The sequence below is a fragment of the Roseateles sp. NT4 genome, assembly GCF_051857475.1.
Lineage (GTDB): Bacteria > Pseudomonadota > Gammaproteobacteria > Burkholderiales > Burkholderiaceae_C > Pelomonas.
The window spans coordinates 291299-306336 of sequence record NZ_JBPZGZ010000003.1; the positions used below are offsets into that span (position 1 = coordinate 291299).

General features: G+C 67.7%; 18 protein-coding genes. 15 read left to right on the top strand and 3 right to left on the bottom strand.

The annotated features are described in order from the left end of the window. The first annotated feature begins 3 nt into the window (after nt 1-3). Nucleotides 4-189, top strand: coding sequence for a hypothetical protein (locus ACS5PN_RS20205; protein WP_439465811.1), 186 nt, complete (start codon nt 4-6; stop codon nt 187-189). Between the two features lie 384 nt (nt 190-573). Then, nucleotides 574-1167: a hypothetical protein gene (locus tag ACS5PN_RS20210; RefSeq protein ID WP_439465812.1), complete on the top strand. Its 594-nt coding sequence runs from the start codon at nt 574-576 to the stop codon at nt 1165-1167. A gap of 55 nt (nt 1168-1222) precedes the next feature. On the opposite strand, the gene ACS5PN_RS20215 is transcribed toward ACS5PN_RS20210, so the two are convergent. Next, on the bottom strand, nt 1223-2710 hold the full coding sequence (locus tag ACS5PN_RS20215; RefSeq protein WP_439465813.1) for a carboxypeptidase M32: 1488 nt from the start codon (nt 2708-2710) through the stop codon (nt 1223-1225). Continuing rightward, entirely contained in the window at nt 2707-3204 is a 498-nt protein-coding gene (locus tag ACS5PN_RS20220) for a YqaA family protein (RefSeq protein WP_439465814.1), read from the bottom strand. The genes ACS5PN_RS20215 and ACS5PN_RS20220 overlap by 4 nt, the downstream gene beginning before the upstream one ends. 70 nt (nt 3205-3274) lie before the next feature. Between ACS5PN_RS20220 and dusB the strand changes: the two genes are divergently transcribed. From dusB to ruvC, 13 genes are all read left to right on the top strand, one after another. Next, nucleotides 3275-4339, top strand: coding sequence for a tRNA dihydrouridine synthase DusB (gene dusB, locus ACS5PN_RS20225; RefSeq protein ID WP_439465815.1), 1065 nt, complete (start codon nt 3275-3277; stop codon nt 4337-4339). Nucleotides 4340-4357: 18 nt separating this feature from the next. Next, entirely contained in the window at nt 4358-4606 is a 249-nt protein-coding gene (locus ACS5PN_RS20230; protein WP_439465816.1) for a helix-turn-helix domain-containing protein, read from the top strand. Nucleotides 4607-4614: 8 nt separating this feature from the next. Beyond that, entirely contained in the window at nt 4615-6192 is a 1578-nt protein-coding gene (purH, locus tag ACS5PN_RS20235) for a bifunctional phosphoribosylaminoimidazolecarboxamide formyltransferase/IMP cyclohydrolase (RefSeq protein WP_439465817.1), read from the top strand. A 103-nt stretch (nt 6193-6295) separates the two neighbouring features. Next, entirely contained in the window at nt 6296-7705 is a 1410-nt protein-coding gene (locus ACS5PN_RS20240; protein WP_439465818.1) for a coniferyl aldehyde dehydrogenase, read from the top strand. Continuing rightward, nucleotides 7705-8196 (top strand): hypothetical protein, encoded by a 492-nt coding sequence (locus ACS5PN_RS20245; protein ID WP_439465819.1) that lies wholly within the window; start codon nt 7705-7707, stop codon nt 8194-8196. Before ACS5PN_RS20240 ends, ACS5PN_RS20245 begins: the two co-directional genes overlap by 1 nt. After that, nucleotides 8193-9803, top strand: a complete 1611-nt coding sequence (locus tag ACS5PN_RS20250; protein ID WP_439465820.1) for a GMC family oxidoreductase N-terminal domain-containing protein — start codon at nt 8193-8195, stop codon at nt 9801-9803. The genes ACS5PN_RS20245 and ACS5PN_RS20250 overlap by 4 nt, the downstream gene beginning before the upstream one ends. After that, on the top strand, nt 9800-10087 hold the full coding sequence (locus ACS5PN_RS20255; RefSeq protein ID WP_439465821.1) for an antibiotic biosynthesis monooxygenase family protein: 288 nt from the start codon (nt 9800-9802) through the stop codon (nt 10085-10087). The genes ACS5PN_RS20250 and ACS5PN_RS20255 overlap by 4 nt, the downstream gene beginning before the upstream one ends. A gap of 30 nt (nt 10088-10117) precedes the next feature. Further along, nucleotides 10118-10651, top strand: coding sequence for a GNAT family N-acetyltransferase (locus tag ACS5PN_RS20260; RefSeq protein WP_439465822.1), 534 nt, complete (start codon nt 10118-10120; stop codon nt 10649-10651). Between the two features lie 2 nt (nt 10652-10653). Beyond that, a complete protein-coding gene (locus ACS5PN_RS20265) occupies nt 10654-11043 on the top strand; it encodes a GFA family protein (protein WP_439465823.1) in 390 nt (129 codons plus the stop codon). An 82-nt stretch (nt 11044-11125) separates the two neighbouring features. After that, entirely contained in the window at nt 11126-12034 is a 909-nt protein-coding gene (locus ACS5PN_RS20270; protein WP_439465824.1) for a tetratricopeptide repeat protein, read from the top strand. A 45-nt stretch (nt 12035-12079) separates the two neighbouring features. Then, complete coding sequence (locus ACS5PN_RS20275) at nt 12080-12730, top strand: lysophospholipid acyltransferase family protein (RefSeq protein ID WP_439465825.1); 651 nt, start codon at nt 12080-12082, stop codon at nt 12728-12730. Continuing rightward, entirely contained in the window at nt 12730-13710 is a 981-nt protein-coding gene (locus ACS5PN_RS20280; protein ID WP_439465826.1) for a phosphatidate cytidylyltransferase, read from the top strand. The genes ACS5PN_RS20275 and ACS5PN_RS20280 overlap by 1 nt, the downstream gene beginning before the upstream one ends. 240 nt (nt 13711-13950) lie before the next feature. Further along, nucleotides 13951-14499, top strand: coding sequence for a crossover junction endodeoxyribonuclease RuvC (gene ruvC / locus ACS5PN_RS20285; RefSeq protein WP_439465827.1), 549 nt, complete (start codon nt 13951-13953; stop codon nt 14497-14499). A gap of 47 nt (nt 14500-14546) precedes the next feature. Here the strand turns inward: ruvC and ACS5PN_RS20290 are convergent, their stop codons facing one another. Continuing rightward, the gene (locus ACS5PN_RS20290) at nt 14547-15038 is read right to left on the bottom strand and encodes a PEP-CTERM sorting domain-containing protein (protein ID WP_439465828.1); all 492 of its coding nucleotides are present in this window, start codon (nt 15036-15038) and stop codon (nt 14547-14549) included.

A 15038-nucleotide genomic window follows, 5' to 3' on the forward strand; every position in this document is an offset into this window, starting at 1 on the left:
CGCATGCTGATCGCCCGCCTCGTCATCGGCCTGCTGTTGTTCGCGGCCGTGTTGTGCTTCGCCGTTTCCATTGCCACCGGCCAGGTGCGCTGGCGGCGCATGGGTCTGGTCATCATGAAATGGACGGTCATTGCCGGCCTGGCCTTCTTTGGCGTGCTGATCCTGGAACGATTGGCGCTGCTGCTGTGATGCTCGTCACGCCGTAGCCGGGGCACCCCTGGGCTTGCGGGGATGCCAGCGCGCCGGCATTTGTTCAGAATGACTTCACGGTCGCTGTTTGAAGTGCAGCGGCTCAATCCGGGAAGTGATTAACCCGGGTGCCACGCGTGGAGATGGCCGGGGGGCCGGGGAAGCGCAGTGGATTGAAGAGAGAGATCGTTGTTGTACCGAATTGGGCCGCTCCCTGAGGAGTGGCCCTTTTTTTGTTTGCGCGCCACAGCTCAAGCTGTCGGCAAGCTGTCATTCCTTGTTACGCACGCTCACCGAGCCATGGGTTTGTGCGTCGGCGGCGGTGCAGGGGCGGCGTTGAAAGCACAGGCCAGCCGTTGCTGACCCGCTGAAAGGAAACCTCGAATGAAGACCTCCCTGATCGCCGCCGCCGCTCTTGCCCTGCTGACCGGCGCCGCCATGGCCCAGACCCCCGTCACCGCGCAAACCACGGTGCAGCGCGACGTGAACCAGCAGCAGCGCATCGAGAACGGCCTGCAAAACGGCAAGCTGACGACGCGCGAAGCCGGCCTGCTCGAGCGTGAGCAAGCCAAGGTCGACAAGCTGCAGGCCAAGGACATGAAGGACGGCCATCTCAGCGGCGCCGAACGCCAGCAGCTGCGCACCGCCCAGAACAAGGTCAGCCGTGACATCGAGACGGCAAAGAACAACGGCGTCAACGGCAACCCGCTGTCGGCCTCCAGCCAGCGCATGCAGGCCGATGTGCAGCGCAACGTGAACCAGGAAAAGCGCATCGAGGCCGGCCTGGCCAATGGTTCGCTGACCAAGCGCGAGGCCGCCCGCATGGAGCAGGGCCAGGCCCATGTGGACCGCGCCGAAGCCCACGCAGCAGCCGACGGCCATGTCGATGCGAGTGAGCAGAAGCATGTGCAGCGCGCCGAGAACCGCCAGAGCGCGCGTATCCATCGCGCCAAGACCAATGGCACGACGGCCGGTTGATCCAGCCGTCCTGAATTGAACGACGCCGAGGGCCTCAACCCTCGGCGTTTGTCTTTCAGGCGCCCAGGTAGCGGGCGCGCAGATGGGCCTCGAAATGGGCCGGGTTCAGCGTCTCGCCACTGGCGCGCTTGACGAGCTCGGGCGTCTCGTAGCGGCTGGCGGCCTGCCAGACATGGGTGGACAGCCAGTCGAACACCGGACCCAGCTCGCCACGCGCGATCTGCGCGTCCAGGTCGGGCCGCTGGGCGCGCATCGCCGCGAACCACTGCGCCGCGTACATGGCGCCCAGGGTGTAGCAGGGGAAGTAGCCGAACAGGCCGGCCGGCCAGTGCACGTCCTGCATGGGGCCGTCCTTGAAGTTGCCGCGCGTGTCCAGACCGAGCAGCTCGGCCATCTTGGCGTCCCACAGGGCCGGGATGTCCTCCACCTCGGCCTGGCCTTCGATGAGGGCGCGCTCGATGTCGAAGCGCAGCAGGATGTGGGCGGGGTAGGTCACCTCGTCGGCATCGACGCGGATATAGCCCGGCTGCACGCGCGTCAGCAGCTTGTTCAGGTTGCCGGGCTCGAAGGCAGGCTGATCTCCGAAGTGCTTGATGAGCAGCGGTGACAGCAGGCCGGCGAAGGCCGGATGGCTGCCCAGCTGCATCTCGAAGGAGAGGCTCTGGCTCTCGTGGATGCCCATGGACCGGGCGCGGGCGATGGGCTGACCGAGCAGGTCGCGCGGCAGGTTCTGCTCGTAGCGGCCGTGGCCGGTCTCGTGGATGGTGCCCATCAGGCTGGGCAGGAAGTCATCCTCGCGGTAGCGCGTCGTCATGCGCACGTCCTCGGGCACGCCGCCGCAGAAGGGGTGGGTGCTCTCGTCCATGCGGCCGGCGGCAAAGTCGAAGGCCAGCAGCTTCATGGCGTCCAGGCCCAGCGCCTTCTGCGCCGCGGTCGGGAAAGGGCCGACCGGCTTGATGACGGTCTCACTGGCCTGTTTGGCCGTCACGTCGCGGATCAGCCCCGGCAGCCAGCCGCGCAGCGGCCCGAAGGCGGCCTCGACATCGGCGCTGCGCATGCCAGGCTCATAGTTGTCCAACAGGGCGTCGTATTTGGACAGGCCCGACATCTGCGACAGCAGCTCAGCCTCCTGGCGGGCGACCCTCAGCACCTCGCGCAGGTTGGGCACCAGGCCGGCCCAGTCGTTGGCCGGGCGCTGGCTGCGCCAGGCGTGCTCGCAGCGGTTGTTGGCCAGGCTCTTGGCTTCCACCAAGGCCTGGGGCAGGGCGTTGGCGGATCGCCAGACGCGGCGGATCTCGCGCAGATTGGCGCGTTGGCCCTCGTCCAGCGGTTCGGCGGCGGCCTTGTCCAGCAGGCCGGCCAGGGCCGGATCGGTGGCGAGTTGGTGCAGCAGGCCGTCCATCTCGGCCAGGGCCAGGCTGCGTGCCTCGTTGCCCTTGGCCGGCATGTTGGCAGCCTGGTCCCATTGGGCGATGGCCTGCAGGTGGCCGAGGTGGTGCAGGCGCTGCTGGCGCGCGGCGAGGTCTTGGTAAGCAGAGGTCATGACAACCAGGTCTCCGGAATGAAGTACATCAGAGCGACGGTGAAGCAGATGAAGCGCAGGCCCTTGCCCAGCGCCATCCAGCCCACGCAGGGCCAGAAGGGCAGCTTGAGCCAGCCGGCCACGGCGCAGAGTGGGTCGCCCACGATGGGCAGCCAGCTCAGCACGCAGGCCTTGGGGCCGAAGCGCTGCAGCCATTGCGCTGCCCGTGAATGCGTGGGCTCGTGGTGCTTCACCGCCTCGACCGCCTTTTCGGCGCCATAGCCTATCCACCAACTCGTCGCGCCGCCCAGCGTGTTCCCGATCGTGGCCACGGCGATCACGGCCCAGAACATGCTCGGGTCCGCCTTGACGACGAGGTAGACGGCCGGCTCCGAGCCTAGTGGCAGCAGGGTGGCAGAGACGAAAGTGATGATGAAGACGGCCACCAGCCCGACCTGGGGCAGGGCCAGGGCGGCAAGCAGCTCGCTGATGAATTGACCGAGCCAAGCTTCCATGGCGGCATTGTGGAGGCAGGCCGAAACCCCGGATGGCTACAATCTCGCCTCTTTTTTAAGCAGACGTCTCGTGCAAATCGGCCCCCACCTCCTTCCCAACCGGCTCTTCGTGGCGCCGATGGCCGGGGTGACGGACCGGCCCTTCCGCCAGCTCTGCCGCCGCCTGGGCGCGGGCTATGCGGTCAGCGAGATGGTCACGTCGCGCAAGGAGCTGTGGGGCAGCCTCAAGACCTCGCGGCGTGCCGATCACGCGGGCGAGCCGGGGCCGATCGCCGTGCAGATCGCCGGCACCGACGCCGCCATGATGGCCGAGGCCGCCGCCTACAACATCGATCGGGGCGCCCAGATCATCGACATCAACATGGGCTGCCCGGCCAAGAAGGTCTGCAACAAATGGGCCGGCTCGGCCTTGATGCGCAACGAGGCGCTGGCCCTGGAGATCGTCGAGGCCGTGGTGGCCGTCTGCGCCAAAAGTGGAGTGACTGGCGGTGTGCCGGTCACGCTGAAGATGCGCACCGGCTGGAGCGCCGATGAGCGCAATGCGCTGCGGCTGGCGCGAATCTTCGAATCGGCCGGCATCGCCATGCTGACCATCCATGGCCGCACCCGCGAGCAGGGCTACAAGGGCCTGGCCGAGTACGACACGATTGCGGCGGTAAAGACAACGTTGACTATTCCCGTCGTCGCCAATGGCGACATCGATTCGCCCGAGAAGGCGCGCGATGTGCTGGCCTACACGGGGGCCGATGCCTTGATGATCGGCCGCGCGGCCCAGGGACGGCCGTGGATCTTCCGCGAGGTGGCCCATTTCCTGGCGACAGGCGAACACCTAGACGCGCCGACTGTCACCGAAGCGCGTGACGTGCTGACCGAGCATCTGCATGATCACTACGGTCTGTACGGTGAACTCAGCGGCGTGCGCAGCGCGCGCAAGCACATCGGCTGGGCCGTGCGCGGCCTGCCCGGCGGAGAAGCATTCCGCCAGCACATGAACACCCTGGAGCGCTGCGACCTGCAGTTGCAGGCTCTGCGGGACTGGTTCGACGAACTCGGCCAGACCCATGATCGGTTGCCACCCACCGTGGCGGCCAATGACGATGAAGACGCGCGGGCCGACGAAGCCTGCGCCGCCTAACGAAAAGCTGCTCCTGTCATGAGTGCCCAGAAGAACAATCCGCCCAATCCCATCGACGCCTGCGTGCGCGACAACCTCGAAGCCTTTTTCCGTGACCTCGACGGCCAGGAGCCGCACTCGATGCACGAGATGCTGATCAAGCTGGTGGAGAAGCCGCTGTTCGAGATCGTCATGCGCGAGGCCGGCGGCAACCAGAGCAAGGCCGCGCAATGGCTGGGCATCAACCGCAACACGCTGCGCCGCAAGCTGACTGACCATAACCTCTGACCATCATCATGGCCCTGACTGCACTTCTCTCCGTCTCTGACAAGACCGGCATCCTCGAGTTCGCCAAGGGCCTGCATGCCCTGGGCGCCAAGCTGCTGTCCACCGGCGGCACCGCCAAGCTGCTGGCCGACAACGGCCTGCCGGTCACGGAAGTGGCCGAACACACTGGCTTCCCCGAGATGATGGACGGCCGCGTCAAGACGCTGCACCCCAAGATCCACGGCGGCCTGCTGGCCCGTGGTGACACCGCCGAGCATGTGGCGGCCATGGAGAAGCACGGCATCACGCGCATCGACATCCTGGCCGTCAACCTCTATCCGTTCGAGGCCACGGTGGCCAAGTCCGGCTGCACGCTGGAAGACGCCATCGAGAACATCGACATCGGCGGCCCGGCCATGGTGCGCAGCGCGGCCAAGAACTGGAAGGACGTGACGGTGCTGACCGACGCGGCCCAGTACGCTGCTGTGCTCGACGAGCTGAAGGCGAATGGCAAGACCAGCGACAAGACGCGCTTCGCCGCCTCCGTCGCCGCCTTCAACCGCATCGCCCAGTACGACGCGGCCATCAGCAACTACCTGTCGGCACTGCAGGAAGACGGCGCCAAGTCCGAATACCCGGCGCAGATGAACGCCACCTTCGTCAAGGTGCAGGACCTGCGCTACGGCGAGAACTCGCACCAGACCGCGGCGCTTTACCGCGACCTGTTCCCGGCACCCGGCTCGCTCGTCACCGGCAAGCAGCTGCAGGGCAAGGAACTCTCATACAACAACATCGCCGATGCCGATGCGGCCTGGGAATGCGTGAAGAGCTTCGACGCGCCAGCCTGTGTCATCGTCAAGCACGCCAACCCCTGCGGCGTCGCTGTCGGTGCCAACCCGGCCGAGGCCTACAGCAAGGCCTTCAAGACTGACCCGACCAGTGCCTTCGGCGGCATCATCGCCTTCAACCGCGAGGTGGATGGCGCGGCGGCCCAGCTCGTTGCCAAGCAGTTCGTCGAGGTGCTGATGGCGCCCAGCTTCAGCGCCGAGGCGCTGGAGGTCTTCAAGGCCAAGGCCAATGTGCGCCTGATGCAGATCGCGCTGCCGCCGGGCGGCGCCCGCCCCTGGGACCAGGGCCGCAATGCCGGCGACAGCAAGCGCGTCGGCTCCGGCCTGCTGCTGCAGACGGCCGACAACCATTTCCTGCGCAAGGAAGACCTCAAGGTCGTCACGACGCTGCAGCCCACGGCCCAGCAGCTCGACGACCTGATGTTCGCCTGGACCGTGGCGCAATACGTGAAGAGCAATGCCATCGTCTTCTGCGGCGGCGGCATGACCCTGGGCGTGGGCGCCGGCCAGATGAGCCGCCTCGACTCGGCCCGCATCGCTTCCATCAAGTCCCAGCACGCCGGCCTCAGCCTCGTCGGCTCGGCCGTGGCCAGCGACGCGTTCTTCCCCTTCCGCGACGGCCTGGACGTGCTCGCCGATGCAGGCGCGACCTGCGTCATCCAGCCGGGCGGCTCCATGCGTGACGATGAAGTCATCGCCGCGGCCAATGAGCGCGGCATCGCGATGGTGGTCACCGGCGTACGCCATTTCCGCCATTAATTCGGCTCTAGACGTACTTCTCTAGTCCAGGGCCTCCCCCGATGGTGGAGGCCCCTCTTGCGGTTAGCCTCGATGCATTAGATCGAGAACCGGAGACATGCCCATGGACACCGCCCTGCAGGAGCGCCTGCATCTGGCGCTGACGGCGCAGCGCCGCGCCTACGAGGCCGAGCGCATGCCCACCTATGAGGTGCGCCGCGACCGCCTGCAAAGGCTGATCGCGATGACGCAAAAGCATGGTGACGCCCTCGCGGCCGCCATGGCCCAGGACTTCGGTCACCGCGCCCGCCAGGAATCGCTGCTGGCCGACATCTTCACCGTCGAGTCCGGCGCCAGGCACGCCCTCAAGCGCCTGCGCCGCTGGATGAAGCCGCGCCGCGTCGAGACGCCGCTGCACTTCCTGCCCGCGCGCAACGTGCTGATGCGCCAGCCCCTGGGCGTTGTCGGCATCGTGTCGCCCTGGAACTATCCGTATTACCTGGCGATGGAGCCGGCCGTGGCGGCCCTGGCCGCCGGCAACCGCGTGCTGATCAAGCCCTCGGAGCTGACGCCCGCTACTTCGGAGCTGATGGCCCGCATCGTGGCCGAGCACTTCCAGCCCGAGGAGATGCAGGTCATCACCGGCGACGCCGAAGTCGGCAAGGCCTTCACCGAGCTACCCTTCGACCACCTCTTCTTCACCGGCTCCACGCCGGTCGGCCGCCTCGTGGCTCAAGCGGCGGCGAAGAACCTGACGCCGGTGACGCTGGAACTGGGCGGCAAGTCGCCGGCCATCGTCGACCGCAGCTGCAATGTCGAGCTGACCGCCTCGCGCCTGGCCTTCGGCAAGCTCTTCAACGCCGGCCAGACCTGCGTCGCGCCCGACTACCTGCTGGTGCCCAAGGAGATGGTCGAGCCGCTGAGCCAGAAGATCCTGGCCGAGATGCGCCGCATGTACCCGCGCATCACCGGGAATGCCGACTACACCAGCGTGGCTACGCCGCGTCACCATGCGCGCCTGCAGGGCCTGATCAAGGATGCAGCCGATCGCGGCGCACGCGTGCTGCGCAGCCATGACGAGCAACCCGATGACCGCCGCCTGGTGCCGGCCCTGCTGCTGGACGTGCCGCTCGAAGCGACCGTCATGCAGGAAGAAATCTTTGGCCCGCTGCTGCCCATCGTCGGCTACGACAAGGTCGACGAGGCCCTGGCCCACGTCAACCGCGGCGACCGTCCGCTGGCCCTGTACTGGTTCGGCCAGGACAGTGCCGAACGCGACCGCGTCATGCGCGAGACCCATGCCGGCGGTGTGACCGTCAACGACTGCATCTGGCATCTCGGCCAGGAGGAACAGCCCTTCGGTGGCGTCGGCGCCAGCGGCATGGGGTCGTACCACGGTGAATGGGGCTTTCGCACCTTCAGCAAGGAGAAGCCCCTCTTCATCCAGTCGCGCTTCGCCGGCACCAATTTGTTCCAGCCTCCCTATGGCGCGACCTTCGAGCGCCTGCTGTCCCTGTTGAAGAAAGTGGTGTGATGAAGCGCCGTGGATTCCTGAAGTTAGGCATCGGAGCCGCCGTCGTCATCGGCATGGCCGGTGCCGGTGTGGCCCTCATCAAGCCCGGCGTGGTCGACGGCAAGCTCAGCCCCGGCGCGCGCGACGTGATGCGCGCCTCGGCCCTCGCCGTGCTGGGTGACATGCTGCCCGCCGATGGCGTGGACACCCAGCTCGCTCGCCTGGACATCTCCATCGCAGCCTTGCCCGCGGCGACGCGCAAGGAGCTGTCCGATGCCCTCGGGCTGCTGGCCACGGCCGCGGGCCGCTATGCGCTGGTCGGCCTGTCCAAGCCATGGGCCGAGGCGAGCGCCGACGACATCCGCACGGCCTTCGACGCCATGCGCGTGTCCACCTCCAACACCCGCCAGCAGATCTATCACGCGCTGCGCGACCTGAACGCCATCGCCTTCTTCACCGAGCCGGCCAACTGGAAGGCGGCCGGCTATGCGGGCCCCCGAGACATCCCATGAGTTCATTGCCCGATCCCATCCTCGAAGGCCTGCAGCGCGGCTGGAAGGTGCACGGCGGCCCGCACGCGGCCCTGCCCGCCACGCTGGACTGCGACGTCGCCATCATCGGCAGCGGTGCCGGTGCCGGCATCACCGCCGAGATGCTGGCCCGCGCCGGCCTGAAGATCGTCATCGTCGAAGAAGGCCCGCTGCGCTCCAGCAGCCAGTTCAAGCAGCGCGAGGCCGACGCCTACCCGCAGCTCTACCAGGAAGCCGGCGGCCGCAAGACGGTCGACCAGGCCATGAACATCCTGCAGGGCCGCTGCGTCGGCGGCTCGACCACCATCAACTGGACCGGCAGCTTCCGCACCCCACCCGATGCGCTGGCCTACTGGGGTGAGCAGTTCGGGCTGAAGGACTTCAACGAAGCCGCGATGGCGCCCTGGTTCGAGCAGGCCGAGCGGCGCCTGAACATCGGCGACTGGCTGACCGAGCCCAACGAGAACAACGACGTGCTGCGCCGTGGCGCCGAGAAGCTCGGCATCCCGACCAAGGTCGTGCGCCGCAACGTCAAGGGATGCTGGAACCTCGGCTCCTGCGGCATGGGCTGCCCGACCAACGCCAAGCAGTCCATGCTGGTCAGCACCCTGCCGGCGGCCCTGGACCTGGGCGCGACGATGCTGGTGCAGACGCGCGCGGCGAAGTTCGAACTGCAGGGCGACAAGGTGGCGGCCCTCGTCGCCGAACCGGTGGCCCTCGATGGTGCCGTCACGGGCGCCCAGGTGCGCATCACCGCCAAGCACTACGTCGTCGCCGGCGGCGCCATCAACTCGCCGGCCCTGCTGCTGCGCTCGAGCGCCCCCGACCCCAATGGGCTGCTCGGCAAGCGCACCTTTCTGCATCCGACGGCCGGCGGCGTCGCCCTGTTCGACCATGAGGTGGCCGGCTGGGCGGGCGCGCCGCTGTCGGTGTTCTGCGATCACTTCCTGCATGCCGGTCCCATCGACGGGCCGATTGGCTACAAGCTGGAAGTGGCGCCCGTGCACCCGGCCTTCGCGCTGACGAATGGCGGCGGTGTCGGCGCGGAATTGGTCCAGCGCGCCAAGGACATGCCGCGCACCCAGCTGATGATCGCCCTGTTGCGCGACGGCTTCCATGCCGATGCGGCCGGCGGCGCGGTCAAGCTGCGCGGTGATGGATCGCCGGTGCTGGACTACACACTGAGCGACTACCTGCTCGACGGCGTGCGCCGCGCCTACCTGACCATGGCCGAGATCCAGTTCGCTGCCGGCGCCAAGACCGTGCGCCCGGTGCACGAGCAGGCCGCGGGCTATGCCAATCTCGACGAAGCCAAGAAGGGCATTGCAGGCCTGACGATGAAGCCTTTCCTCGCCACCGTGGGCAGCGCTCACGTGATGGGTGGCTGCACGATGGCGGCGGACGCGAATCGCGGTGTCGTGCGACCGGACGGTCAGCACTGGCAACTCGCCAACCTGTCGGTGCATGACGGCTCCATCTTCCCGACCAGCCTGGGTGCCAACCCGCAGCTGACCGTCTACGGCCTGGCCACGCGCCTGAGCAGCGGCCTGATCCAGCGCCTCGGCGCCAAGCCGGTGCAGCTCGCGTGATCCTCGAGATCGCGCAGCTGCAAGTGAGGGCCGGGCAGGGCGCGGCCTTCGAGGCGGCCTTTGCCGAGGCCCGGCGCATCATCTCGTCCATGCCCGGCTATCGGGGCCATGAGCTGCAGCGCTGCCTCGAGCGCGCCGAGCACTACATGCTGCTGGTGCGCTGGGAGAGCGTCGAGCACCATGAGGTGGGCTTCCGCAAGTCCGAGGGCTATCAGGAGTGGCGCCGCCTGCTGCATCACTTCTACGACCCCTTCCCGACGGTGCTCCATTACGAGCAGGTTTGAAACCTCGGGGTGCGAACATGGGGGCCACACATGAACACCTCACCCCAGATCCGCTTTGCCACGCCTGAGGACGCCGCCGGGCTCGCCGCCTTCGGTGCCCAGGCCTTCACCGACACCTACCGCGACATCAGCGAGGCGCAGGAGATCGCCGACTATGTCGCCGAGCACTTCCAACCCGAGGTCATGGTCGCCGTCATCCAGGACAGGGACTGCGCGGTACTGCTGGCTTGGTTGGACGACCAACTGGCCGGCTATGCCATCGTCAAGAATGAGGCGCCGCCCGCCTGCGTGACGGGGCCGGCGCCGCTGAAGCTGTGGCGCATCTACCTCGGTGAAGGTTTCATCGGCCGCGGCCTGGGGGCAGCGCTGATGCAGGCGGTGCATGCCGAGGCGCGCCGCCGTGGCGCGCGAACACTCTGGCTCGGCGTCTACGATCGCAACGTACGTGCCGTGGCGTTCTACGAGCGCTTCGGCTTTGCCAAGGTCGGCGGCCAGGAATTCCTGTTCGGCGGCCAGATCTACATCGACCCGGTCTATGCGGTCCCCGTGCCTGGAGAGGTCTGACCATGATCGAAGGTTCCTGCCTGTGTGGCAGCGTGCGCTGGCGCTTCGACGGCCAGCCTGAGGGCGCCACGGCCTGCAACTGCACCGCCTGCCGGCGCTACGGCACGCTCTGGGCTTATGACTATGTGGACGAAGGCATCCACGTCAGCGGTGAAACGCGTGCGTATGTGCGCGGTCGGGCACTGGAGTTCCACTTTTGCCCGACCTGTGGCTGCACCACGCATTGGCGAGGGCTGCGGCTCGACGAGGCAGGCCGGCGCCGCATCGCCGTCAACCTGCGTCTGGCCGAGCCCGACGCGGTGGCGAATATTCCCATCGACCACTTCGACGGCCTTGACTCCTTCGATGATCTGCCTCGCGATGGACGTTGCGTGTCGGACTATTGGTTCTAGTCCTACAGGTAAAGCCTTGAAACCGGCCGCTCCGGTGCCATCTCAGGGGCGCAAACTGCCACCTGGCTTGAGGAGTGTTGCGATGAAGTTCCCCCGATTCCTGTTCTTGTGCATGGCGCTGCTGTCCGGCCTGTGGCTGAGCACCGCCCAGGCCCTGCCCAATGTGGACGAGGTGCAGGCCGCGGTAAAGCGCGGCGACTACCCCGGCGCCGAGAAGATGATGCGCGAGGTCGTCGCGGCCAAGCCCGACAGCCCGCGCGCCCACTATGTGCTGGCCGAGATCCTGGCCCACACGCGCCAGTTCAACGAGGCCGCCGAGCATGTGCGCCGCGCCCGCGCCTTGGACCCGGCCATCAAGTTCGCGGACTCGACCCGCTTCAGCACCCTGGAGCAGTTGCTGCAGCGTGAACAGGCCGGCCTGGCCAAGTCCTCGGCGACGACGCCGGCCGTTGTCGACGCGCCGCCGCCGATGCGGGCGGCACCCGTCGAGCGCAGCAGCGGTGGCGGCGTGCCGGTCTGGCTGCTGGCCGTCGGCGCCATCGTCTTCATCTGGTTGGTCGCGCGCTGGATGCGCAATCGCGTCGCCGCGCAAAGCCAGCCCGCCATGGCCGGGAGTTATGGCGCGGGCGGCGGCTACGGCCAGGGGTATGGCCCTCAAGGCTATGGCCCGGGCGTGCCCCCCACGTCTGGCGGTCCCGGCCTGATGGGTGTGGGCCTGGCCGCGGCGGGTGGTGTGGCCGCCGGCATGCTGGCCGAGAAGCTGCTGCATGAAGGCCATGACGAGCGCAGCATCCCGCGCGACACGAATGCAGGCGGCAGCGGCTATCTGCCCGGCAGCTTCGGCTCCGGCGGCGACAGCGGTGCCGCCGATGAACTGACGCGCCGTGACATCGACTTCGGCAGCGGCGACGGCTGGGGCGGCGGCAGCGACGCTGGCGGCGGTGATTTCGGCGGCGGCGGCGACTCAGGCGGTGGCGGCGGCGACTGGTAAGTTCTCACGGGCCGGTGCGGGGGCGGCCCCTGATAATCCGCCCCCATGACGCCAGCCGCATTTACCGGCCAGTTGCTCTCCTTCATCGCCCGTCTCATCACGGGTGCACAGGGCCACTGGAAGGGCTGCCCGCCGACGGCGGAGCAGCGCATCTACATCGCCAACCACCAGAGCCATTTCGATCTCGTCCTGATCTGGGCCGCCTTCCCGCACGACCTGCGCGCCTCCACGCGCGCTATCGCCGCCCGCGACTACTGGACAACCAGCGCTTTCAAACGGTGGCTGACGACCTCGGTCTTCAACGCCATCTACGTCAGCCGCACGCGCAGCAAGCCCGACGAGGACCCGCTGGAGCCGCTGGCCGAGGCGCTCGCCAACGGCGACTCCCTGGTCATCTTTCCCGAAGGCACGCGCTCCAACAAGGGCAACCCGCAGCCTTTCAAGTCCGGCATCTATCACCTCGCCGAGCAGTTCCCGCATGTGCAGCTGATCCCGACTTGGATCGACAACGTGCAGCGTGTCATGCCCAAGGGCGAGGTCGTGCCGGTGCCCATCCTGTGCACGGTGACCTTCGGCGCACCCATCCAGTTGCGCCCTGACGAGACCAAGGCCGACTTCCTGTGCCGGGCCCGCGAGGCCGTCATGGAGCAGCGCCCCGATCCCTACTGGGTCGGCCGCGAAGAGGAGGGCCACTGATGCGCTGGCTCAAGGCCCTGACGCCCAGCGAGCAGGTGGCGCTGCTCTTCGTCGTGCTGTTCGGCTTCCTGATGCTGCTGACGGTAGGGCTGTTCCTGAACTCGCTGCGCGAACGCGAGAACGAGGACGAACGCCTGAAGTCGCAGCTGGCCTGGGAGCGGGTGCGCCGTGACCTGCGCGCCGCCTGGATCGGCGGCTGCATGTTCTGGGTCGCCTGGATCTCGGGGCCGCTCGGCGCGACGCTGCTGTTCGCGCTGTTCTCCTTCCTGGCGTTGCGCGAGTTCATCACGCTGGTGCACACCGAGCGCAGCGACCACCGCACGCTGATCGTCGCCTTCTTCGTGCTGCTGCCCATCCAGTACATGATCTGCGGCACGCGCTTCTTCGACCTGTTCACGGTCTTCCTGCCGGTCTATGGCTTCCTGGTGCTGCCCATCGTCAGCGCACTGGCCGGCGACCCGCGCCGCTTCCTGGAGCGAAACGCCAAGATCCAGTGGGGCGTCATGGTCTGCGTCTACGGCCTGTCGCATGCGCCGGCCCTGCTGCTGCTGGACATCCCCGGCAATACCGGACGCGGCGCCTTCCTGCTGTTCTTCCTGGTCATGGTGGTGGCGGCCTCGCAGATCGCACAGGAGATCGCCACCCGCACCTTGCGCCGCCGCCCGGTGGCCCGGCAGATCAGCCGCAGCTACTCGATGCGGGCCTGGTGGATAGGCACCCTGACCGGCGCGCTGGCCGGCCTGCTGCTGTACTGGATCACGCCCTTCAAGGCCGGCCAGGCCCTGGCCATGGCCTTCCTGACCGCGGGCGCTGCCGGCTTCGGCGGCCTGGTCATGAAGGCGCTGAAGAAGGATGCCGGCGTGCTGTACTGGGGCAACCGCAGCTCCATCACCGGCGCCGTCGGCCTGCTCGACCGCATCGCCGTGCTGTGCTTTGCAGCGCCCGTGCTCTTCCATTCAGCCAACTGGTACTACCGGTGACATGAAGGAGCCCCTCGCCCAGCCTTGCCGCGCTGAACGCGGGCAAGCCCGGTCGGTCTTGCAGACCGCGCAGCCGACAGAGCGTCTGCTCTTCGGCAGGCACGGCAAGTCCACAGGACTTGCCGTGTCCGGCCTCAGCCCTCGAGGGGACAGCGATGCTTGCCGGATCGACCGGCAAGCACATCGCCAGAGCGGGCCGGCTAGGGAGCGGCCCGGCGCTCGGCCCGTGGGGAGCGCGGTATGAGAATTCTGGGTATCGACCCTGGCCTGCAGACGACCGGTTTTGGTGTCATTGACGCCGAGGGGTCCCGTCTGGCCTATGTCGCCAGCGGCACCATCAAGACCAGCGCCGTCGCCGTGGGCGACCTGCCGGCGCGGCTGAAGATCCTGTTCGACGGCATCCGCGAGGTCACGGCGCGCTACCAGCCGCAGTGCGCCGCCGTCGAGATCGTCTTCGTCAACGTGAACCCGCAGTCCACGCTGCTGCTGGGCCAGGCCCGCGGTGCGGCGCTGGCGGCGCTGGTGTCGGCCGAACTCGCCGTCAACGAGTACACGGCCACCCAGATGAAGAAGGCCATCGTCGGCCATGGACAGGCCAAGAAGGAGCAGATCCAGGCCATGGTGCAGCGCCTGCTGAACCTGCCCGGCGTGCCCGGCAAGGACGCCGCCGACGCGCTGGGTCTGGCCATCATGCATGCGCATGCGCGCACCAGCTTCGAGGCCATGAGCCGCAGCACCACGCTGCAGCGCCGCCAGCACGCCCAGTTCAAGGGTGGTCGGACCTACTGAAAACAAAAAGCCCCGCCGAAGCGGGGCTGGTCGCGAGGGCCTGAAGCTCAGGCGGCCTTGCGGCGGCGCGAGAACCAGCCGGCGCCACCCAGGGCACCCAGGGTCAGGGCCAGCGAAGCCGGCTCGGGCAGCGGCGCGGCCTGCGTGACCACGTAGCCGCCGCTGCTCAGATTGCCGTTCACCGGGTTGTAGAAAAGGTAAGCATCGGTTGTGTCCATGCTGCCAGAGGCCATGCTCAGGTCGAAACCGGCACCCGAGGTGGCGTAGCTCAGGCCGAGGAAGACGCCGTCCTGGAAGTCGGCCGTCGCGGCGGCATTCAGCGAGAAATGCATCGCCAGGAAGTCCAGCGAGAAGGCCGTCAAAGAGAGGCTTTCGAAGCCACTGCTGGTCAGGCCAGAGGCGTCGTAGTCGAAGCTGCCGGTGAAGGCCTGGCCGGTTTGCGGGCCGGCATCGATGGCGCCGCTGAACTGGTAGTCGGCGTGCGCGGCGGTGGTCAGCAGCGTGGCCGCGGCGGCGAGGAGGAGAGGGCGGAACTTCAT

Bases quoted from the DNA above. Each gene is read 5' to 3' on its own strand.
- ACS5PN_RS20265 (WP_439465823.1), top strand. From the start codon at position 10,654: ATGATCGAAGGTTCCTGCCTGTGTGGCAGCGTGCGCTGGCGCTTCGAC.
- ACS5PN_RS20230 (WP_439465816.1), top strand. From the start codon at position 4,358: ATGAGTGCCCAGAAGAACAATCCGCCCAATCCCATCGACGCCTGCGTG.
- ACS5PN_RS20215 (WP_439465813.1), bottom strand. From the start codon at position 2,710: ATGACCTCTGCTTACCAAGACCTCGCCGCGCGCCAGCAGCGCCTGCAC.
- purH (WP_439465817.1), top strand. From the start codon at position 4,615: ATGGCCCTGACTGCACTTCTCTCCGTCTCTGACAAGACCGGCATCCTC.
- ACS5PN_RS20245 (WP_439465819.1), top strand. From the start codon at position 7,705: ATGAAGCGCCGTGGATTCCTGAAGTTAGGCATCGGAGCCGCCGTCGTC.
- ACS5PN_RS20205 (WP_439465811.1), top strand. From the start codon at position 4: ATGCTGATCGCCCGCCTCGTCATCGGCCTGCTGTTGTTCGCGGCCGTG.
- ACS5PN_RS20250 (WP_439465820.1), top strand. From the start codon at position 8,193: ATGAGTTCATTGCCCGATCCCATCCTCGAAGGCCTGCAGCGCGGCTGG.
- ACS5PN_RS20290 (WP_439465828.1), bottom strand. From the start codon at position 15,038: ATGAAGTTCCGCCCTCTCCTCCTCGCCGCCGCGGCCACGCTGCTGACC.
- ACS5PN_RS20275 (WP_439465825.1), top strand. From the start codon at position 12,080: ATGACGCCAGCCGCATTTACCGGCCAGTTGCTCTCCTTCATCGCCCGT.
- ruvC (WP_439465827.1), top strand. From the start codon at position 13,951: ATGAGAATTCTGGGTATCGACCCTGGCCTGCAGACGACCGGTTTTGGT.
- ACS5PN_RS20260 (WP_439465822.1), top strand. From the start codon at position 10,118: ATGAACACCTCACCCCAGATCCGCTTTGCCACGCCTGAGGACGCCGCC.
- ACS5PN_RS20270 (WP_439465824.1), top strand. From the start codon at position 11,126: ATGAAGTTCCCCCGATTCCTGTTCTTGTGCATGGCGCTGCTGTCCGGC.
- ACS5PN_RS20210 (WP_439465812.1), top strand. From the start codon at position 574: ATGAAGACCTCCCTGATCGCCGCCGCCGCTCTTGCCCTGCTGACCGGC.
- ACS5PN_RS20240 (WP_439465818.1), top strand. From the start codon at position 6,296: ATGGACACCGCCCTGCAGGAGCGCCTGCATCTGGCGCTGACGGCGCAG.
- ACS5PN_RS20280 (WP_439465826.1), top strand. From the start codon at position 12,730: ATGCGCTGGCTCAAGGCCCTGACGCCCAGCGAGCAGGTGGCGCTGCTC.
- ACS5PN_RS20220 (WP_439465814.1), bottom strand. From the start codon at position 3,204: ATGGAAGCTTGGCTCGGTCAATTCATCAGCGAGCTGCTTGCCGCCCTG.